This window comes from Shewanella subflava (assembly GCF_025971955.1).
Taxonomy (GTDB): domain Bacteria; phylum Pseudomonadota; class Gammaproteobacteria; order Enterobacterales; family Shewanellaceae; genus Shewanella; species Shewanella subflava.
Map to the genome: position 1 here is coordinate 252,439 of NZ_JAPDMX010000024.1, position 19,872 is coordinate 272,310.

18 protein-coding genes are annotated in these 19,872 nt (G+C 42.2%); 13 read left to right on the plus strand and 5 right to left on the minus strand.

The features are described from left to right. Window positions 1-31 precede the first annotated feature (31 nt). The 3 genes from OHT75_RS10305 to OHT75_RS10315 all read right to left on the minus strand — a co-directional run bounded on the left by OHT75_RS10305 (window position 32) and on the right by OHT75_RS10315 (window position 1,653). Entirely contained in the window at window positions 32-232 is a 201-nt protein-coding gene (locus OHT75_RS10305) for a helix-turn-helix transcriptional regulator (protein WP_264726385.1), read from the minus strand. Then, window positions 229-651 (minus strand): hypothetical protein, encoded by a 423-nt coding sequence (locus OHT75_RS10310; protein ID WP_264726386.1) that lies wholly within the window; start codon window positions 649-651, stop codon window positions 229-231. The genes OHT75_RS10305 and OHT75_RS10310 overlap by 4 nt, the downstream gene beginning before the upstream one ends. Before the next feature lie 168 nt (window positions 652-819). Continuing rightward, window positions 820-1,653, minus strand: coding sequence for a mechanosensitive ion channel family protein (locus tag OHT75_RS10315; protein ID WP_264726387.1), 834 nt, complete (start codon window positions 1,651-1,653; stop codon window positions 820-822). A gap of 165 nt (window positions 1,654-1,818) precedes the next feature. Between OHT75_RS10315 and OHT75_RS10320 the strand changes: the two genes are divergently transcribed. Both OHT75_RS10320 and OHT75_RS10325 read left to right on the plus strand, forming a co-directional pair. After that, on the plus strand, window positions 1,819-2,280 hold the full coding sequence (locus OHT75_RS10320) for a hypothetical protein (RefSeq protein ID WP_264726388.1): 462 nt from the start codon (window positions 1,819-1,821) through the stop codon (window positions 2,278-2,280). A 310-nt stretch (window positions 2,281-2,590) separates the two neighbouring features. Beyond that, window positions 2,591-3,766 (plus strand): type III PLP-dependent enzyme, encoded by a 1,176-nt coding sequence (locus OHT75_RS10325; protein WP_264726389.1) that lies wholly within the window; start codon window positions 2,591-2,593, stop codon window positions 3,764-3,766. 225 nt (window positions 3,767-3,991) lie between these two features. Here OHT75_RS10325 and OHT75_RS10330 read toward each other — a convergent pair whose 3' ends face one another. Then, the gene (locus OHT75_RS10330; RefSeq protein WP_264726390.1) at window positions 3,992-4,210 is read right to left on the minus strand and encodes a YdcH family protein; all 219 of its coding nucleotides are present in this window, start codon (window positions 4,208-4,210) and stop codon (window positions 3,992-3,994) included. A gap of 444 nt (window positions 4,211-4,654) precedes the next feature. On the opposite strand from OHT75_RS10330, the gene udp reads away from it, so the two are divergent. From udp to OHT75_RS10370, 8 genes are all read left to right on the plus strand, one after another. Beyond that, entirely contained in the window at window positions 4,655-5,413 is a 759-nt protein-coding gene (udp, locus tag OHT75_RS10335) for a uridine phosphorylase (protein ID WP_264726391.1), read from the plus strand. 198 nt (window positions 5,414-5,611) lie between these two features. Further along, entirely contained in the window at window positions 5,612-6,067 is a 456-nt protein-coding gene (locus tag OHT75_RS10340; protein WP_264726392.1) for an NfeD family protein, read from the plus strand. Window positions 6,068-6,118: 51 nt separating this feature from the next. Then, complete coding sequence (locus tag OHT75_RS10345) at window positions 6,119-7,057, plus strand: SPFH domain-containing protein (protein WP_264726393.1); 939 nt, start codon at window positions 6,119-6,121, stop codon at window positions 7,055-7,057. After that, on the plus strand, window positions 7,057-7,995 hold the full coding sequence (locus OHT75_RS10350) for an SPFH domain-containing protein (protein ID WP_264726394.1): 939 nt from the start codon (window positions 7,057-7,059) through the stop codon (window positions 7,993-7,995). The genes OHT75_RS10345 and OHT75_RS10350 overlap by 1 nt, the downstream gene beginning before the upstream one ends. Window positions 7,996-8,106: 111 nt before the next feature. Beyond that, window positions 8,107-9,279, plus strand: coding sequence for a glycosyltransferase family 4 protein (locus OHT75_RS10355; protein WP_264726395.1), 1,173 nt, complete (start codon window positions 8,107-8,109; stop codon window positions 9,277-9,279). A 345-nt stretch (window positions 9,280-9,624) separates the two neighbouring features. Next, window positions 9,625-10,632: an NADH:flavin oxidoreductase gene (locus OHT75_RS10360; protein ID WP_264726396.1), complete on the plus strand. Its 1,008-nt coding sequence runs from the start codon at window positions 9,625-9,627 to the stop codon at window positions 10,630-10,632. 451 nt (window positions 10,633-11,083) lie between these two features. Further along, entirely contained in the window at window positions 11,084-13,258 is a 2,175-nt protein-coding gene (locus OHT75_RS10365; RefSeq protein WP_264726397.1) for an LruC domain-containing protein, read from the plus strand. A gap of 52 nt (window positions 13,259-13,310) precedes the next feature. After that, window positions 13,311-13,931 carry a hypothetical protein gene (locus OHT75_RS10370; RefSeq protein ID WP_264726398.1) on the plus strand — a complete coding sequence of 207 codons (621 nt, stop codon included), beginning with the start codon at window positions 13,311-13,313 and terminating at the stop codon, window positions 13,929-13,931. 174 nt (window positions 13,932-14,105) lie between these two features. Here the strand turns inward: OHT75_RS10370 and OHT75_RS10375 are convergent, their stop codons facing one another. Next, on the minus strand, window positions 14,106-14,975 hold the full coding sequence (locus OHT75_RS10375; RefSeq protein WP_264726399.1) for a LysR family transcriptional regulator: 870 nt from the start codon (window positions 14,973-14,975) through the stop codon (window positions 14,106-14,108). Between the two features lie 217 nt (window positions 14,976-15,192). Here OHT75_RS10375 and uvrD point away from each other — a divergent pair, with 217 nt between their 5' ends. From uvrD to OHT75_RS10390, 3 genes are all read left to right on the plus strand, one after another. Then, window positions 15,193-17,376: a DNA helicase II gene (gene uvrD, locus OHT75_RS10380; RefSeq protein WP_264726400.1), complete on the plus strand. Its 2,184-nt coding sequence runs from the start codon at window positions 15,193-15,195 to the stop codon at window positions 17,374-17,376. A gap of 9 nt (window positions 17,377-17,385) precedes the next feature. Beyond that, window positions 17,386-18,246 carry a 4-hydroxybenzoate octaprenyltransferase gene (gene ubiA, locus OHT75_RS10385; protein ID WP_264726401.1) on the plus strand — a complete coding sequence of 287 codons (861 nt, stop codon included), beginning with the start codon at window positions 17,386-17,388 and terminating at the stop codon, window positions 18,244-18,246. Between the two features lie 309 nt (window positions 18,247-18,555). Further along, a complete protein-coding gene (locus OHT75_RS10390) occupies window positions 18,556-19,590 on the plus strand; it encodes a hypothetical protein (RefSeq protein WP_264726402.1) in 1,035 nt (344 codons plus the stop codon). The last annotated feature ends 282 nt before the right edge of the window (window positions 19,591-19,872 follow it).

Here is a 19,872-nt window from a genome sequence, read left to right on the forward strand (position 1 = left end):
ATCAAGCAATAAAGTCCAACGTAATAATTGATTACTCGGGTGGCTCATCTTCAAAAATATCCTCAATGGTGAGCCCGAATAAACGTGCGGCTTTAAACGCCAAAGGTAAGCTAGGGTCAAATTTACCTTTTTCTATCGCATTTATGGTTTGTCGTGACACATTTAATAAATCCGCTAGTTGTGCCTGAGTTAAGTCACGTTCAGCACGTAATACCTTTAAACGATTTTTCATTGATACTGCCTATTGCCAAATATGATACCAATCATGTACGTCAGTGCCATCACAATAATAAGATGGGAGATTTCGGCATGACTGCTGATAAGTCCGGTTGTATCCAGTGTTGAATAGCTGATGCCCACTATTAGCCCAATGCCTAAGCTTAATGCCATCGCGTTGAGTTGTATTTTTTGCTGTAACTCATCTAAGTCGGTTAAGTGCTGCTTATTGACCATGATCATCACTATTCCGATAAGAAAATTGATTCCAATAGCGATTGCGGTGATTAACTCACTTTGTTGCCAGATAAATTTATCGCCAAAAGTGGCGAGGGCTAATGAAAGCACCCAGGCAGCAGTCCATTTGGCTAAGCGTTTCGTGTTGAGATTATTACGTTGTTTCCAATTTGTATTTGATGATTCAGGTGATGTCATTTCACTTTCCTTTTTAAGTTAGCTTGTCTTTATGTCAAGCAAGCTTTACTTTAGAGTGTGTTAACAATTAAGCTGTGTCAAGTTTTAATGACTTTTTGTCGTGCATATAAGTCTTTTGTTTTTTAATCGATAAAAAAGGACCGCTTTTCAGCGGCCCGCAGCAAGGGATTAATGTTGAATTTGAATTTCTCTTACGGGGCAAGGAATATGAATGTTGGCTTGTTTTAAAGCTAAAATAACAAACTGATTAATTTCATATTTTGTTTGAAAATAATGAGCTGTAGGCACCCAATATCGAATACCTACTTCCATGCCTATGCTATTAAAACCATTAATACCGACTAAAGGTGGCTGATTTTTGTTTACCTTATCGGATTGGGAAATTGCTTGCTCGATAATGGCAATAACAGCACCAGGATCGGCCTGATAGTCGATGTTCAGAGACGTTTCTACTAGTTTATATTCAAATGAGTTATGTAAAATCTCACCGATGATGTGTTTATTGGGAATACTAATTTGCTCGCCTTCTTCATTTGTCAGTATGGTTAACCCTAATTTAATTTGCGTAACCACACCACTGGCACCTTTCACTTCTATGGTGTTTCCAACAACAAAAGGGCGGGTCACGATAATGGTTACGCCAGCGGCATAGTTTGACAGCATTCCTTGTAATGCCAGTCCAGCCCCAAGTGAAGCTGCACCGATAGCAGCGACCATGGGGGTGACACTGATCCCCAATTTCCCTAAGCAGATCACTGCTACCATGATGATGATAATGATACGCACCAAATTTGAGGTGAAGTTGCTTAAGGTGATATCAATGTTATGTTTTTCAAATTGATTGGCGACAAAATTGGCCGCTTTACTGGCAACCCACAAGCCTAATAAAAATATCAACAAGGCACCGATAAGCTGAAAACTGTATTGCACTAAAAACTCGGTAATCAGGTTGTAGGCGCTTTGAAGTTGGGCGAGTTCTTGGTCTAAACTTGGCTGGTCCATCTGCTATCCCTTCTTTAAAAAATATACGATAAGGCATGAAGCACTTTTGTGAACCTTATCATAACAAGTTGATCCATTTTATAAAAAGTCATCTTTAGGCCGCACATTTCAGATAGGTTTCATATTATGTTGATAGTTTGCTGAAAACACCTTTTGGAGAAACCAATGCAATACATAATCTTAATTATCAGCCTGATATTTTCATCTGTCGCCATCGCGCAAACCCCAATATTTAAAGTGGGCGATACACTGGTGCCGATTAGCTTACAAGATCAGTTTGATAAACCGTTACAGGTGAGTGCAGAAACGAAAGTGTTGCTCTTTAGTCGTGATATGGATGGTGGCGAGATTATTCAGGCTGCATTTGCTGATACCCCTGAAGAACAACGCCCAGCTCACTTAGCCTATGTGGCCGATATCAGTGGGATGCCCTCGTTAATAGCTCGATTTATTGCTGTGCCAAAAATGCAAGATTATCCATTTTTATTAGGACTTGATAGGGAAGGGGAAATGACCGCAGCAATACCCGCAGTGAAAGGGCAGGCGACTATCATAAAACTCACCGATTTGAAGATACAATCAATTGAGTTTGCTCAAGATGCAAAAACGCTTATATCACAGTGGTAACTGCCCCTTGTAAAACTTAATTTGGTTAATTATTTGTTATTTTGGCTGGTTTTTGTTTGAATAGAGGCAGCAACTGCTGACTTTAACACTAGTCTATTGCGGGCAAATAGCCCCATGGGCAGGCTGTAATAGATCTGTTTTTTGTAGGAATAAAAAATTACCAAAAACGCATAAAAATTCGTTGCGTTGTCGCTTAAAATAGCGTTTACTGCGCGTGTTTTTTGATGTTGTAAAAAAACGATTTATTGTGATTATTTTGTTAAAGCACCATCCAGTTATTTTTGCCCAACTATGAGGAGGCACTGGCCTAATGAGCCAATTTCAATCTATTGATGTAGCTGATTATTATGATAAAGACACTTTCGCACGTATTAAAGAATTTGCGAAAGACAAACCCACACCGTTTGTAGTCATTGATACTCAAATCATTGCGAAACAATACGATGACATGGTAAGAAGTTTTCCATTTGCAAATGTCTATTACGCAGTCAAAGCCAATCCAGCAAAAGAAGTATTAACTTTGTTGCGTGATAAAGGCTCAAACTTCGACATCGCATCTATATATGAATTAGAGATGGTGACTTCCATTGGCGTCAGCCCTGACAGAATAAGCTACGGTAACACCATTAAAAAGCGTGCCGATGTGCGGTCGTTCTATGCGCAAGGTGTGCGTATGTTTGCATCAGACTCTGAAGCTGATTTACGTATGATTGCTGAAGAAGCACCAGGTGCTAAAGTGTATGTTCGTATTCTTACCGAAGGGACACATACAGCTGATTGGCCTTTATCACGTAAATTTGGTTGTCAGAATGAGATGGCATACGATTTACTGGTATTAGCTAAAGAATTAGGTTTACAACCGCATGGTATTTCTTTCCATGTTGGTTCTCAGCAACGTGATATCGGCGCTTGGGACTCAGCAATTGGAAAGGTTAAAAGCATTTTTGATCGTCTACGTGACGAGCATGGTATTGTGTTAAAAATGATTAATTTAGGTGGTGGTTTCCCAGCTAATTACTTAGATAAAACCAATGAGCTTGCAACCTATGCGCAGCAAATTAAGCACTTTTTGCATGAAGATTTTGGTGACGATTTACCCGAAATCATTTTAGAGCCAGGTCGCTCATTGTTATCAAATGCCGGTGTATTAGTGTCTGAAGTGGTGTTGATTTCGCGTAAATCACATACAGCACTTGAACGTTGGGTGTTTACCGATGTGGGTAAATTCTCTGGTTTGATTGAAACCATGGACGAAGCAATTAAGTTTCCTATCTATACCGACCGTACTGGCGAGTTAGATAAGTGTGTCATCGCAGGACCAACATGCGACAGTGCGGACATCATGTATGAGCACTATAGCTATGGTTTACCTGTTGACTTGGCTATTGGTGACCGTATGTACTGGCTAACCGCGGGTGCATATACTACAACGTATTCCGCAGTGTGTTTTAACGGTTTTCCACCGCTTAAAGATTACTACCTATAAATTTGAGTTATAGATAAATCATAAAGGACGCCGAGGCGTCCTTTAATTTTTCTATCGACTGATATCAATCGTAATCATCTAGCTTGTGAAAAGTACTCGATAACGGCGTTAAATTTTTAGCTTGTAGAATTACGACTTACTGTAAAAATATGCCTTATTATCATGCGTTTTTCTTGTGCTATTTCTGATCACTTATGTACTGTGATGGATATTACTTTAAAGAGCTTAAGCCGTTTCATGCTTTTTGAGTATTTCAAAAATCTCTTCTTTGAGATGTAGCTTCTTCGCTTTTAGCACTTTAACTTCAGGGGTGGTGTCGCTACTGCTATGGGATTCTAATCGTTTAATCTCTTCATCTAGCTGATTATGTTCATCAAATTTACGAGTGAAATGCGCATCAGTGGTTTTTAGTTTGGTGATTAAGTCGCGGTACTCTGGGAACATGCTTAACTCCTTGTAGGGTGATTTGTTTTACTGCTTAACTTAAACCTACGCCTAAATGGGTAATAAAAAATTGATGTAAATCAAATTTTCAACGCTTTAGATTAATTAACCTCAATAGCGTTAGCTTATTGTTTAGCAAACTTGTCATTTGTTTTGAAAGCAAGGCGCATTAACAAATCAATAGCGAGCCTATCGCACGTTAATCAAACGCAGTTAGCCAGACAAAGTTCTGTTTAGTAAGCATTTATTATCCCGCGCCGAGGTTAATTATTGCTAAAATATCAGCCTTGGTTAACTAGGCTGTTTTTGGGGTTGTAATCATTCAGTAACAATTAATTTAGATGATGAATAATAATGTGATCTAGTTAACCTTTTCCTAATGCATACTACGGTATCGTTTAGGAAATACAGCGTTTTATTTTAGAAATAATATAGGGGTTCAGCATGTCTGACGTATTCCACTTAGGTTTGACCAAAAAAATGCTAGATGGCGCAACTTTGGCAATTGTGCCGGGCGATCCAGAGCGTGTGAAGCGTATTGCCGAATTAATGGACGGTGCCACTTTTCTTGCCAGTCATCGCGAATATACTAGCTATTTAGCTTACATAGATGGCAAGCCTGTCGTCGTTTGTTCAACCGGTATTGGTGGCCCTTCAACGTCTATCGCGGTTGAAGAGTTAGCACAATTAGGCGTGACGACATTCTTGCGTGTAGGTACAACGGGAGCCATTCAACCGCATGTCAATGTGGGCGATGTGATTGTGACCCAAGCTTCTGTCCGTCTAGATGGTGCCAGTTTGCATTTTGCACCACTTGAGTTTCCAGCGGCAGCGAACTTTGACTGTACAACCGCTATGGTTGCGGCTTGTCGTGATGCGGGTATTGAACCGCATGTGGGTATTACAGCATCTTCGGATACTTTCTACCCAGGACAAGAGCGTTATGACACGGTATCAGGCCGCATCACTCAACGTTTTGTCGGTTCTATGAAAGAGTGGCAGTCTATGGGTGTGCTGAACTATGAAATGGAGTCAGCCACTTTATTTACTATGTGTGCTACTCAAGGTTGGCGTGCAGCCTGTGTTGCGGGTGTGATCGTAAACCGCACTCAGCAAGAGATCCCAGATGAAGCCAGCATGAAAAAAACCGAAGGTGTAGCAGTATCTATTGTTGTCGCGGCAGCTAAAAAATTACTGAGCTAATATCAGTTTAGTTTTACCGCTAATCAAATAAATTACGCCCATCAGTGCAAACTGGTGGGCGTTTTGTTTTATATTGGTTAAGCAAAAATTCACTTTGCAATTTCCCCCCTATCATGTATGGTTGACATAATATGTCATTTGTTGTGCACTGCTGTTGAGTGTTTTAAATGGGTGTAAATTTCTATTTCAGGGGGAAATATGGAGCTTGCAAATCCTATAACGGTTTGGGTCTGTTTGGGCATTATTTTAATGTTGTCTGAAATTATTATCCCAGGTGGTATTGTTATTTTATTAGGCTCATCATGTCTGATTGTCGCCTCGGCGCTGGCGCTTGGCGTGGTTGAGGGTATTGCTCAGAGTTTGACTCTGTGGTTCATCTCTTCAATGGTGTTGCTGTTAAGTTTTCGCCATGTCACGCAACGACTAGTTGGTGGTGATGCGCATGTTGATAATACCGATGAAGAGTTAGATTTATACAACCAGCAAGCCATAGTGAAGGAAACTATTGGGCCTGGTCAGCAAACCGGACGCATTAGTTGTTTAGGTTCTGATTGGACTGCGTTAGGGGATGGCAGTGAAATTAAATCGGGTACCAAAGTCAGAATTATATGTCGGGATAACATTGCATTAGTGGTCGAGCCTTTATTGGAGTAGGTTCAGCTACCCAACTAGGCCCACCTAATGTTTAATCAAAAGGAATAGAGTATGTTCATGTTTACCATAATATTTTTGTTCATCATTTTCATTCTGTATAAACTGATGCTGATTGTACCTATGCGCGAAGTGCACGTAATCGAGCGTTTAGGTAAGTTTCGCACCGTGTTGCAACCTGGGTTTCATTTTTTAGTGCCATTTGTTGATCGCGTTGCGTATCGCCATGACACCCGTGAAGAAGTGCTCGATGTTCCGCCACAAAGCTGTATATCAAAAGATAACACCCAGTTGGAAGTGGATGGACTGGTTTACTTAAAAGTAATGGATGGCAAGCTTGCTAGCTATGGCATTGAAAATTATCGTAAAGCTGCTGTGAACTTGGCGCAAACGACCATGCGTTCTGAAATTGGTAAATTAACCTTATCGCAAACATTTTCTGAGCGCGACAGCTTGAATGAATCTATTGTGCGTGAAATTGATAAAGCCTCCGACCCTTGGGGAATTAAGGTGCTGCGTTATGAAATTAAAAACATCACCCCATCGCACCATGTTATCCACACACTTGAAAAACAAATGGAAGCCGAGCGCCGTAAACGTGCTGAAATTACCTTAGCCAATGCAGAAAAAGCTGCCATGATTAATATGTCGCAGGGTGAGCGTCAAGAGGCGATCAACTTATCTGAAGGTCAAAAGCAAAAGCGCATTAATGAAGCGATTGGTACCGGACAAGAAATCTCGATTATTGCTAATGCCAAAGCCGAAGGCATGGCGATGATCTGCAAGGCGCTTACCGTCAATGGCGGTAATGATGCGATGAACATGCTGCTTAAAGAGCAATTTATTGGTCAAGTTGGCAAAATTTTAGCTGAGTCAGATGTATCTGTTGTGCCTGCTGAAATGGCAAAGCTGGAAGGTTTTTTTGAAGGTATGGAGCAGGTAACACATGCTGTTTCAGGCGCTCAATCAACTCAAGCAAAAGGAGCTCGCTAATGATTATTAATGGCATTGATACCGATATAGCCGTCATGGCAATTTGGGGCATTATTTTTGCTATCTTTGTGATGAAGTTATTTCAATCTATTCGTTTAGTGCCGACAAAGTCCGCTTATATTGTTGAACGTTTAGGGAAATATCACAGCACATTGGATGCAGGTTTTCATGCTTTGGTGCCCTTTGTCGATAAAGTGGCTTACATTCACGATTTAAAAGAAGAAACCATCGACGTGCCGCCACAGGAGTGTTTCTCTAGCGATGAAGTCAATGTAGAAGTAGATGGGGTCATTTATATTTCTGTTACTGACCCCGTGAAAGCCAGTTACGGCATTACTGATTATCGTTATGCGGCCATTCAACTCGCCCAAACGACCACTCGTTCAGTGATTGGTACTTTAGACTTAGATCGCACCTTTGAAGAGCGCGATTTAATTTCAGCTAAGGTGGTGGAAGTGTTAGATGAGGCTGGCGCCATTTGGGGTATTCGAGTTCATCGTTATGAAATTAAGAATATTACCCCGCCAGAAACCGTAAAAAATGCCATGGAAATGCAGGTAAACGCCGAGCGTGAGCGCCGTGCATTACTGGCGAAAAGTGAAGGTGATAAACAAAGTAAAATTAATCGTTCTGAAGGTGTGATGGCTGAAACCATTAACCGCTCAGAAGGTGAAATGCAGCGGCGCATTAACGAGGCAGAAGGTAAAGCCCAAGAGATTTTAACCTTAGCGAAAGCGACATCTGAGTCAATTGAGCGCTTAGCCTCGGTGATTGCATCTGAAGGTGGTCAAAGTGCTTTGAGAATGCAACTAGGTGAGCAGTACATGAAGCAACTTGATGGCTTAAGTAAGCCTGGTAGCCGCATTGTATTACCGGGTAATTTGGTTAATTTTGAATACTGGATGGACAGTATTGGCTTAAAAGACGATAAAAAATAATTTTGCTTAGCTATTTAGAGACAAATGGGCCAGTTAATACTGGCCCATTTTGCATTTATTATTTGTTGTGCAACAATTTACGTACAGGTTACTTGCCTAAATAGGGGTTAAATGCGGCCAAAAATTTTGCATTGTGTTGATGATAATAGCATGGGTGGGGTGAATTATGCCTTGCAGGCGTTGTGTAAATCATCGTTAGCTCAAGACTATGATTTTGAGATCCGCTATGTCGATTTGACTCGCCTGAGCCGCATATCAACTTCTGCAGATATTATTTGTTTTCATGGTGCCGCTAGCTGGCGAAAACTGATTGGGTTAGTATGGTTAAAGTTGCAGTATCCTTCGACACCTTTTCTGTTGCAAGAGCATCATTACTGCCAGCAATTTGTCGTGTCACAAATCCCCTCAGTAAATCGTTTTTATCGTATGTTAAAACTGACCTATGCCTTAATGGATTACGTGATCGCCATTTCTCCGTCGCAGCAACAATGGATGATAACAAATAACCTTGTGGGCAAAAGTAACATAGCACTTGTGGGACAAGGGCGTGATCTCAGTAGGTTTGCCACTAAGCATACTCGGCGTGTTAGCTCAAATCATCCAATACCTACCATTGCAGCTTATGGGCGGTTTCATCAGCAAAAAGGCTTTGATTTACTACTTCAGGCTATGGCTAATATTGCGCCAAGCCAATGTCAGCTCAAACTTGCTGGAGAAGGGCCACAATTAAGTGCATTAACCCAATTAGCCTCGCCGTTAACCCATGTTGAATTAGTCGGTCGGGTAGATGATGTCGCTGATTTTCTCATGTCCTGTGATGCAGTGATTATTCCTTCTCGATGGGAGCCCTTTGGGTTAGTGTTTATTGAAGCATTAGCCATGCAGAAGTGGATCATATCTACCGAGGTTGATGGCTTGGGTGACCAATTGACTGAGATGAAATCACGTAACCCTAAGGCTTTTGCTACCCCGATAAAGGCGGTTTCAGTAACCGCGATTACTCAAGCGATTGAAGCGTTTATTACTGATTGGCACGAGGCTCAGGCAGCTTCAACGGGGGATAAGCGGCTGAGTATGCCAGCTGCAGAACAACCACCACACAATGAAACTTATCGCGCTAGTGAATGCTCAAATATAGGCCGCGCGGATGAATTATATTTAGATGAACGCTATTCAAATTCGGCCTGTCCAGATGAACATACTCAGATGCAAATTTGGTCTATTGAGCAGTGGGAGCAGGTACAAACACGATGGCGTGATTTGTTGGCTAAAATAGTGCCTTAAGTATGGCGCTATAAATTATTTGATACTTACCTTATCCCTAAAGACTATTTTATACCGTTAATCGTAAGCAATAACCGCTCATGCTGGTTTGTGAAAATGCTCGATCATGAGGTTAAATTTTGAGTTTGTAGCATAACGACTTACCATAAAATTCTGCCTTGATACCCTGCATTTATCTTTGGCTATTTGTGAGCCGTCATACAAAAAAGTACATCTAAGACACTCTTACAAGAGATATTTTTGATCGCGCTTTGCCGTCATCCTCCGCTAAACGCTAAATTCACCTCGAAAGATTATCCTGCGCTCGATACAATACCAAAAATAAATCGAAATGAAATCGTCACTATGAACCGTTTTTCTGTTTTGCCAATCGCCGACCATGTATTGGAAAACCGCTTAGTCGTGGCGCCTATGGCCTCGCAAACTTCAACCCTTGATGGCAAGGTAACCGACAAAACATTGCACCATTATGCCAATTTAGCGCAATCTAAAGCCGCATTAGTGATGGTGGAATATAGCTTTGTGGCGCTTTCTGGCCGCAGTGAACCTCATCAGCTAGGCGTACATAATAATGATTGTATTGAGGGGATTACGGCGATTGCTAAGGTTATTCATCAAACTGGTGCTAAAGCGGGCCTGCAATTAACCCATTGCGGTGGCAAAGCGCAGCTTGATGTTTGCCCTGATTTAATGGCGCCTTCAGGGATAACGGTTCCTGCCTATGATCGCATTTTACCTACGCCCAAAATGATGTCGCTGAACGACATCTTGATACTGAAACAACAATTTGTCGATGCGGCCAAAAGAGTTGAATTAGCCGGCTTTGATTTTGTGGAGTTACATTGCGCACACGGCTATGGTCTGAATCAGTTTTTATCACCTTTGACCAATCAACGCGATGATCAATATGGGGGTTGTCAGCGTAATCGTGCACGGTTAGTTGTTGAAATTATAAAACAAATTAAGCTGCATACCCAGTTATCCATTATGGTAAGAGTGCCAGGGCAAGATCTTTATCCCCAAGGGCTTACCCAGAGGCAAATTGTCGAGTCCTGCAAGTATTTCATTGATGCAGGCGTGGTGATACTGGATGTTTCATCCGGTATTGGTGGTTGGAATCGCCCTAAAGAGCGTCGTGGTGAGGGCTTCTTGGTTGAAGAAGCCGCTTACTTGAAAAAAGCTGGATTACAGGCGTGTATTATTGGTGTCGGGGGGATAGAAACTGCTGCCTATATCGATATGGCGCTTGAAAACCAGTGGTTTGATTTAGCGGCGGTTGGCCGAGCAATACTTAAAGGCCCAAAGGAATTTGCCGATAGTGTTATGAGTGTGAACAGCAAAGCCCTAGTATAATGGGGGCTTTGCATGACCTCTTTAACCCTATTAACACTTAAATAAGTGTGTTAGCGAATCGTTTAGCCACAGTTTAGGTTAAATAGGCTTGCATACAAGTAAGTCTATTTGAATATTTGGTCGACCAATCTTGCCGTTTGTTATCCTTATTAAATCTCGTTTTCCCTTGCTGTAATCCGTAATCCGTAATCCGTAATCCGTAATACGCCCCATTTCATTCTACTTATCATTTCGCAACGGGTGATGTTGAGATCTCCTTTTGAGGTCGACAAAATCTATTTTCATACCGTGTTAATTGGACTCCTTAAGTCTCTTTTTGCAATTTATTCGCATTTTGCAAAATGAAAAAACGACATCAAATAATTAAAAGTTAATAATATTCAATAGTTTATATTTTGGCATCTTATGTGCAATACGATTGTCACGTTCAGCAAAAGATGAGATCACTAATATGAAATTAACACCATTATCTCAGTTACCCCGTCATTCCTTATCTGGCTTATTTACCCTAGGGGCTTTGACGTTAGCATTGACACCCTCTGCACAGGCAAGCGAACCGTTTCAGGCATGTCCCCATGAAGCATTTATTATTCAAACACCTGCATCTAAACCCATCGCCTACGGTGTTGACTTAGGTACGGGTAGTTATCTCACCTTGTCAAATAATATGGGCCTTAATGGGGCACTCAATGGCACAGGTTTTAGTTACAATGACAACTATTTATATGGCTGGGATTACGAGCATCAAACACTAGGTCAAGTCGGTAATGATTATCAAGTTATTCCTTTGACATTAGCCAAAGATACCGCGGCTGCCGCAGCGGGTAACTTCTTTGTCGGTGACGTGGCATTAGTGGAAAACGCTTGGTACGGTTATCGCAAAAATGTGGGTTTATTTCGTGTTGATTTGGATGATCAAAACCATCCTATGACATTAGTCCCAGGCAGTAATTCGCTGGCGAGCTTTAATATTACTGATTTTGCTTTTCATCCAACCGATGGCTTTTTGTATGCCGTTACCAATGGAAAGGATGGAAGGCTGATAAAAATAGATCCAACCACAGGTGGCTTCGAAGATTTAGGCTTGGTGATCAGTGGTAATGCAAACTTTACTTTTGGTGCGCAGTTTTTTGATCCGCAAGGTAATTTGTACTTAAGCAATAATGGCACAGGTAATGTGTATAAAGTCAATGTAGAGCAAAGTTCACCAAAAGCTGAATTGTTCTCATATGGGCCTTCTTCAACGTCTAATGATGGCGCACGATGCGCCTTAGCTGATGTGCCTGTTGGCGATGCGGTTGATTTTGGTGATTCCCCTGCAAGTTATGGCACTTTAATGGCAGATAATGGAGCGCGTCATGGAATTATCGAATCATTGGCATTAGGGGTATTGAATGATAACGAAGCCGATGGCTCACCAGCACCTTTATCTGATGACAGCAGTGATGGTATTGATGATGAAGATGGTATCAGTATGCCTACGGGTTTTGAGATTGGTGAAGATGCTATTTTACTGGTGACGACTTCAGGTCAAGGTGGCTTTTTAAATGGGTGGATTGATTGGGCACAAGATGGAAAATTTGATGAAGAGGATCGCGTAATTAGTGCCAAAGCTATGTCCAGTGGGGTACAAACAATATTGATTAATGTACCTAACTGGGCAAAACCTGGAGAAACTTGGTCCAGATTTAGATTAAGTTCAGTTGCAGATATTTTACCCACAGGCGGTGTTAGTGATGGTGAAGTAGAAGACTATCCCATTACGGTAACTGAAACCGGCGTTACCATGACCTATTACCCATCATCGTCAGGATTTACCACATTAGCTTATGAAGATTTGTACCCAGATCAGGGGGATTTTGATATGAATGATGTGGTGATGCAATTACGTATTACTCAGTTTGTCAAAAACAACCAAGTGCGTCGTGTGGGATTTAACGCCCAGTTAGTTGCTATGGGAGCTTGGTATCACAATGGTTTTGCGATTCAACTTCCTGGTATTGCACGCAGTAATGTCCAAGAGTCTGCAATCGATTGGACATTACAAGGGGTCAAACAAACCCAATCACCGCTCGAAAATGGGCAAACTAATGCGGTGCTCAAGTTTACTGATGATTTGTGGCAGCATGCTACCCGTGGGAATGGTTGCGAGTATTTCAGAACCGAACCGGGTTGTGGCACAACTTATCGTGCGACTTGGCAAATGACAGTGCCATTTGTCAATGCGGTTGATGAAGATCAAATGCCTGAGTTTCCCTATGATCCGTTTATCTTCGCAACCCCCAATACTGATCATGGATTAGCCGCTAAAAATATTAATGGGGGTAAAGAGCCCGGTAGAGCATTAGAAATTCATCTTAAAAATCATGCACCAACTGATTTATTTAACCCAGCCTTTTTAGGTCAACGTGATGATGCTTCCAATGCGTCAGCTGGACAATATTTTCAAGATAAAAACGGCATGAGCTGGGCCATAGAAGTGCCTGATACTTGGAAGCATCCTGTTGAGAATCAGCGTTTAGATGGAAGTTATCAAGAGTTTGTTGATTTTGCTGCCGATGCAAGTGGTACCACGAACCCCTATTGGTATCTGACCGCCATAGAAGCATTAATTTTTGAAGATTAATGCCCGTAATTATCAGCATTAATTAACCTAATTCATAATGAAGGTGAACGATATGAAATATGTAAACATGACCGGATTAAGCATAAGCTCAAAGGTAAAAGAGTTATTTAATATCAAGGCTCAACGTCAGCCCTTATTTGGCCTATTAACGTTAACGCTCTTGCTACAGTTAAGTGCTTGTGGCGGCGGTGGTGGCGGTGACAGTACACCTGCCACTCAAATGACGCCTGTGGCTACTACACCCCCGACAACCACGCCGCCGACAAACACAACGACAACACCGCCCACAACACCAACGCCCACAACACCAACGCCTCCAGTTGTCGAGCCTGTGCCGGATCCGACTTCACTTGATGACTTGGTTGTGGATCCTGATTTTGACTTACAAGCCACATTTACGCTATCGATTAACGTCGACATCGCTAGTGGCAAAAGAGGGTATTTTTCGTTGTGCGATAAGTTTGAGCAGCAAGGGCAAACTATCAGTGTGAACTATGAATCCTGTTTACTGCGTGGCGCACTTGATAATGGCCAATTGAATGAATCGCTATTGGTTGCTAACCATCAACGTGATTTAATGGCAGTAGTTTGGTTTTATGATGGTAATCAGCCACAGTATTTACATTGGCAATACGCCGCTGATCAAGCCCAGCAGCAGCTTGTTATCAATTAAGGTGTATGGCGTTGGGTTAAATTGAATGGTGAGTGACGCACTTACTTTACATAACAACAGTGGTTATCGGTTTTGTTAACCTGATATTTATTCAATTATGATGGGCTGCATTGCCAACAATGAAGCCCATTTTTATGCCCGTGTAAATAAGAAAAATAACGCAATGGAGTTCCGTTACTTTACCGCAGTAAGATGCTCAACTAACACTTTAGCGGCATTCGAAAAGTGAGCGTCTTCAGGGTAAATCAAATTAAGGTCACTGAAACCAGCGCTTAATTCGGGCAGCACATTGACCAATAATTTATTTTCTATTGCTTTATGCACAATGATTTCAGGTAATAGGGTGATCCCCGCCCCACCTAAACAGAGGTTGTACAGTGTGTTGTAATCACTGCAAATGACTTTGTGGTTGGCCGTGATAGCCGTGTGTTGAAATCTCCATTTGTCTTCAACTACACCGCTGGTAACTCGAAAGCCGAGTAATGATTGATGTTGTAAATCTTCAATCGTTTCAATTACTGATGACTTTTCTAAATAGCTTGGACTTGCGTAAATTTTGCGTTCGAAGCTGAGCAGATGTTTAGAGATAAACAGGCTGTCATGCGGCTGGTTTATATCAATCACGAAATCTAACCCTAGACGCGCAATATCGTTAAAACCACCCGAAATCACCACAATGTCTAACTGCACTTGCGGGTAACTGTGCACAAAGCTAGCAATTTGCTGGTCGAGCATTTTGTCGGCAAACGGGAGCAAGCCAACTCGAACGCGTCCTTGCACTTCGTTGTAGCGATTTTTGAATACAAAAGAGGCGTTTTTCAGTTGTTTGATCAGTGGGGCAACTTGTTCTAAATATAACTCACCCGAAGGCGTGAGTGACATTGCGCGGGTGGTGCGGGTAAATAATGAGGCGCCAAGTTGTTTTTCTAATTCGGCAATGCGGCGGCTGACTAAAGCCCTGCGGGTGTTCAATGATTCAGCGGCTTTAGCAAAACTCCCTTGCTCAGCAACTAAAATAAATAACTCTAAATCATTGATATTCAAATTAGTTCAACCCTATCGCATAAATGAGGAATTATAGTAGTTTTCGGACTGGTTTTTGTCAATTTAAGCCCTGTTTGGCGACAACTAGTTGGGTAAAACTTAGGCAATAAGGTTATTTGCTTAATCGCAATACTTGATTGCCACATAAATCCGCTGACTGTCATCGCATCTGGGGTAATTTTGACGTTATAATGCGTGCAGATTTCTGGGAGGAAAAATGGACGTATCATCATTATTAGACGGCCTGAATGACAAGCAACGTGAAGCAGTAGGTGCACCTTTATCCAACATGTTGGTGTTAGCGGGCGCTGGCAGCGGTAAAACGCGGGTATTAACCCATCGTATTGCTTGGCTGATGCAGGTTGAACAACAAAGTCCATATTCTATTCTGGCGGTAACCTTTACCAACAAAGCGGCAGCAGAAATGCGTGAGCGCGTTGAAAAAGTGGTTGGCAGTAATATGGGGCGCATGTGGATTGGCACCTTCCATGGTTTAGCCCATCGAATTTTACGTACTCATTTTCAAGATGCTAACTTACCGCAAAGCTTCCAGATTATTGATTCAGATGATCAGCTCAGACTATTAAAACGAATTTTAAAAAGCCTCAATTTAGACGATAAACAATATCCACCCAGACAGGCTCAGGCTTACATTAATGGTAAAAAAGATCAGGGATTAAGACCCAAGCACATTGATGCTGGTGGCTTTCCGGTTGAGCAAAATTTGTTAAATATCTACAAAATCTATCAAGAGTCGTGCGATCGTGCTGGCCTAGTCGATTTTGCTGAAATTTTACTCAGAGCCCATGAGTTATGGCTGAATAAACCGCATATTTTAGCCCATTACCAAGACCGTTTTCGCCATATTCTGGTTGACGAATTTCAAGATACTAACGCCATTCAATATGCGTGGATCCGCATATTGGCAGGCAACAGTGCGAATGTGATGATAGTGGGTGATGACGATCAGTCAATTTATGGTTGGCGTGGGGCGCAAATTGAAAACCTACACCGTTTCTTAAAAGACTTCCCAGGTGCACAAACCGTTCGTCTTGAGCAAAACTATCGCTCAAGTGGCAATATTTTGAAAGCATCTAACGACTTGATTGCCAACAACCCCGATCGTTTAGGCAAAAAACTGTGGACAGAAGACAAAGATGGCGAGCCTATTTCAGTTTACTGTGCCTTTAATGAAATGGATGAAGCTAAGTTTATCGTTGGTCGCATTCATGACTGGCAAGATAAAGGTGGCAGCTTAAGCGATTGCGCCATTTTGTATCGTTCAAATGCCCAGTCCCGTGTGTTAGAAGAAGCCTTGTTACACCGCGGGCTTGCTTACCGAATTTATGGCGGTTTACGCTTCTTCGAGCGTCAAGAAATTAAAGATGCCATGGGATATATGCGTCTTATTAATAATAAAGATGATGATGCCGCCTTTGAACGGGTGGTGAATACGCCTACCCGTGGTATTGGCGATCGCACCCTAGAGATTATTCGTTCAACTGCTAGGCAGCAGCAATTAACGTTATGGCAGGCCAGCCTGCGGTTGTTAGAAGAAAAAGTATTGGCAGGTCGCGCAGCAAATGCAGTGCGTGGTTTTATGGATTTGGTTATCCATATGCGCACCGATACCGCCGACATGTTGCTCTATCGCATGACAGACAGCGTCATTAACCAATCTGGTTTACGGGCAATGTATGAAGCCGAAAAAGGTGAAAAAGCGCAGGCGCGTATTGAAAACTTAAATGAGCTGGTTACTGCGGCTAAAAGCTTTGAACTTCCCGAAGAGCTTGAAGATATGGGCGAGTTAAATGCCTTTTTATCCCACGCCGCATTAGAAGCGGGTGAGGGGCAGGCTGATGCTTTTACCGATGCAGTGCAACTTATGACTTTGCATTCGGCTAAAGGGTTAGAATTTCCAATGGTGTTTATGTCGGGTGTGGAAGAAGGCATATTTCCAAGCAAAATGGCATTAGATGAGGGCGATCGCTTAGATGAAGAGCGCCGCCTGTGTTATGTGGGTATGACGCGTGCAATGCAAAAATTGTACATCAGTTATGCCGAGTCTCGTCGTATTTACGGCCGTGAAGATTATGCGCGCCCGTCGCGATTTATTAACGAAATCCCTGAACAATACGTTGAACAAATTCGTTTGCGTGCACAGGTATCCCCATCAATCAGTCAACGTTTTCCGGCTCGTGGAGCAAGTCCTGCATTTAGTCAGTCATCGGCGAATACGACCGGATTCAGCGTGGGGCAAAAGGTCAAACACTTTAAGTTTGCCGAAGGTGTCGTCACTAATTTTGAAGGCACGGGTGAAAAAGCCCGCGTACAAGTTAACTTTCGTGATTTTGGCAGTAAATGGTTACTCGTTAGCCTAGCAAAGCTGGAAGCGTGTTAAGTAAAGGAGATGAGGGTGAAACAAAAACTGCATGCTTATGCCCGCTTAATGCGTATCGATCGACCTATCGGTACGTTGTTGCTGTTGTGGCCGTGTTTAATGGCATTACTGCTTGCGGCAAAGGGAATGCCCGATACCAAGGTGTTACTGATTTTTGTGGTCGGCGTGGTGATCATGCGTGCCTGCGGTTGCATCATTAATGATTTTGCCGATCGTAACTTAGATGCCCATGTAGAGCGGACTCAAAATAGGCCCTTGGTGTCAGGCGAAATAATGGTAAAAGAAGCCCTAATACTGTTTGTAATACTGGGTCTTGCCGCATTTTCGTTAGTGCTATTGTTAAATACCTTAGTGGTGCAACTGTCCGTTGTTGGTATTATTTTAACTGTGATGTATCCGTTTATGAAGCGGATCACTAACATGCCGCAGATGTTTTTAGGCATAGTGTGGAGCTGGTCTATTCCAATGGCTTATGCGGCGCAGCTTGGCAGTGTTCCGGTTGAAGCGTGGTGGTTGTTCGCTGCCAATTGGTGCTGGACAGTGGCTTACGACACCATGTATGCCATGGTCGATAGAGATGATGATGTCAAAGTGGGGATTAAATCGACCGCGATATTATTTGGTCGGTATGATAGACAGTGGATAGGCCTATTTCAGCTGGCCGCCCTTGGATGTTTTATTATGGCGGGCTTATCAGCCGAACGCGGCCTAGTGTACGGTTTGGGTATTGTGACTTTCGTTGGTTTTAGCTGTTATCAACAATGGCTGATTTATGGCCGTGAGCGCGCGCCATGCTTTAAAGCATTTTTAAACAATAACTGGGCTGGTTTTGTTTTGTTTGCTGCCTTAAGTGCAGACTACTGGATTTAATCTTGCTAAATGCTAAATGCTAAATGCTAAATGCTAAATGCTAAATGCTAAATGCCTTTTAGGTATAATCACCCTCAAGCCGCTACATAGCGGCTTTTTGCTTTCTCTCATCCACCAAATACATTTACTGACAAATTTAGGTTTGTTAATCATTTGTTTGTCTTTATGCTGGTTTAGCGTTAAGTGAGTCCTATTCTGATTCATTAAGAGGATAAATTGGGCACAATTCGCCGCGTTTATTACGATGGGTTTATGGGGAACTAAGGTGAGTTTCTTCACTCACTATTATCAAGCTACAAGGATTGTTGGATGCGTTCAAAGGTGAAATTTCGTTTACTGTTTTTAAGCTTGGCAATAATTTGTTTTTGTTTGGGGGTCAACTTTACCCCAGATACCTTGAATTCAGCAGCTGATAAATGGCAACTTGGGGTCATTTCGGCGGTTTATTTTTTACTGCTTCCCATCGGCTACTGGTACTGCATTATCAAAATTGGCCAGCAAAAATGGTGGAAGCTGATTATGATTTTCAGTTTAAGTAGTTTGGTCGCTAGATTAAGTTATCCCGCCGAACTGAGTCATTATTTTGAGTTTGTCATGTGGTTACGTTACCCCATCATTGCGGTGCTCTTGCTTATCGAGCTGTACTTGATATTTAGCGTGATCCGCGGGTTGTTTAATGCACGCAAGCTTAAAGGTGATCCACGCGTCGGTGCGGTTGAAACCTACAACGAAGGGGCAGAAAAAACCTTAACAATGGCATTGATTGTGGCCAGTGAAGCGACCAATTGGTATTACTCAATACCTTGGTTTTCACGCCAACATCCACCAACCATAGCGCATATTAATTTGTTAAGCGCCCGTCGTTGGCACGTTTGGCTAATGGTGCTTGGCTGTGTTGTAGCATCGACAATCAGTTATGTATTATTGCAATCATGGAGCGAAATAGTCGCCATTATAGTTGCCTCTTTCATCTCTTATACCTTAATGGCAATTGTCGCCAATCATCGTATATCGCGTCATTATTCGTTGTATTTATTGCGTAATAAATTGGTTATCAATAATGGTTTATGGGGTTTTATGGTGATTGATAGTAGTGAGATCTCACACGTGAATCGCCAAGAGTCCGTTATCGAAAATAAAGATGATGACCGCGCGCTTTTTATTGGCCGCGGGCAAACTAATGTCACTTTATTATTGCGTAAACCGGTGATTTACCACGGTGGCATGGGCCAGCTACCTGAGGCTATGACTAAGATTTATTTAAGTGTCGATAAACCAGAAGATGTGATTGCGGCAATTGAAGCTAGCCGGAATGAAGCTATCGATGCAGTCGCAGCCGCTTAACGAAGTCGTCGTTGTTATCGATATCCTTAGCTGTATCTGTACTGGGTTATTCTATCTCTTCGATTTGACTGCATTTTAGTATTTCCAAACTTCGTTTGGATTAACATTGCAGGATTCCATCTTGCATCGGCCAAAAGGGTCTCAACAGCGATACCCTCAGCCGTATCAACACCGCGACATTCATCGCTTCGATTTGGCTTTATTTGTAAGCGGTCAATTAACCGGTGAAGCTTATTCTGCTTTACCTAGATCAACATTCCACGGCAGTAAATCAGACAATTC

Bases quoted from the DNA above. Each gene is read 5' to 3' on its own strand.
- OHT75_RS10305 (WP_264726385.1), bottom strand. From the start codon at position 232: ATGAAAAATCGTTTAAAGGTATTACGTGCTGAACGTGACTTAACTCAG.
- OHT75_RS10310 (WP_264726386.1), bottom strand. From the start codon at position 651: ATGACATCACCTGAATCATCAAATACAAATTGGAAACAACGTAATAAT.
- OHT75_RS10315 (WP_264726387.1), bottom strand. From the start codon at position 1,653: ATGGACCAGCCAAGTTTAGACCAAGAACTCGCCCAACTTCAAAGCGCC.
- OHT75_RS10320 (WP_264726388.1), top strand. From the start codon at position 1,819: ATGCAATACATAATCTTAATTATCAGCCTGATATTTTCATCTGTCGCC.
- OHT75_RS10325 (WP_264726389.1), top strand. From the start codon at position 2,591: ATGAGCCAATTTCAATCTATTGATGTAGCTGATTATTATGATAAAGAC.
- OHT75_RS10330 (WP_264726390.1), bottom strand. From the start codon at position 4,210: ATGTTCCCAGAGTACCGCGACTTAATCACCAAACTAAAAACCACTGAT.
- udp (WP_264726391.1), top strand. From the start codon at position 4,655: ATGTCTGACGTATTCCACTTAGGTTTGACCAAAAAAATGCTAGATGGC.
- OHT75_RS10340 (WP_264726392.1), top strand. From the start codon at position 5,612: ATGGAGCTTGCAAATCCTATAACGGTTTGGGTCTGTTTGGGCATTATT.
- OHT75_RS10345 (WP_264726393.1), top strand. From the start codon at position 6,119: ATGTTCATGTTTACCATAATATTTTTGTTCATCATTTTCATTCTGTAT.
- OHT75_RS10350 (WP_264726394.1), top strand. From the start codon at position 7,057: ATGATTATTAATGGCATTGATACCGATATAGCCGTCATGGCAATTTGG.
- OHT75_RS10355 (WP_264726395.1), top strand. From the start codon at position 8,107: ATGCGGCCAAAAATTTTGCATTGTGTTGATGATAATAGCATGGGTGGG.
- OHT75_RS10360 (WP_264726396.1), top strand. From the start codon at position 9,625: ATGAACCGTTTTTCTGTTTTGCCAATCGCCGACCATGTATTGGAAAAC.
- OHT75_RS10365 (WP_264726397.1), top strand. From the start codon at position 11,084: ATGAAATTAACACCATTATCTCAGTTACCCCGTCATTCCTTATCTGGC.
- OHT75_RS10370 (WP_264726398.1), top strand. From the start codon at position 13,311: ATGAAATATGTAAACATGACCGGATTAAGCATAAGCTCAAAGGTAAAA.
- uvrD (WP_264726400.1), top strand. From the start codon at position 15,193: ATGGACGTATCATCATTATTAGACGGCCTGAATGACAAGCAACGTGAA.
- ubiA (WP_264726401.1), top strand. From the start codon at position 17,386: ATGAGGGTGAAACAAAAACTGCATGCTTATGCCCGCTTAATGCGTATC.
- OHT75_RS10390 (WP_264726402.1), top strand. From the start codon at position 18,556: ATGCGTTCAAAGGTGAAATTTCGTTTACTGTTTTTAAGCTTGGCAATA.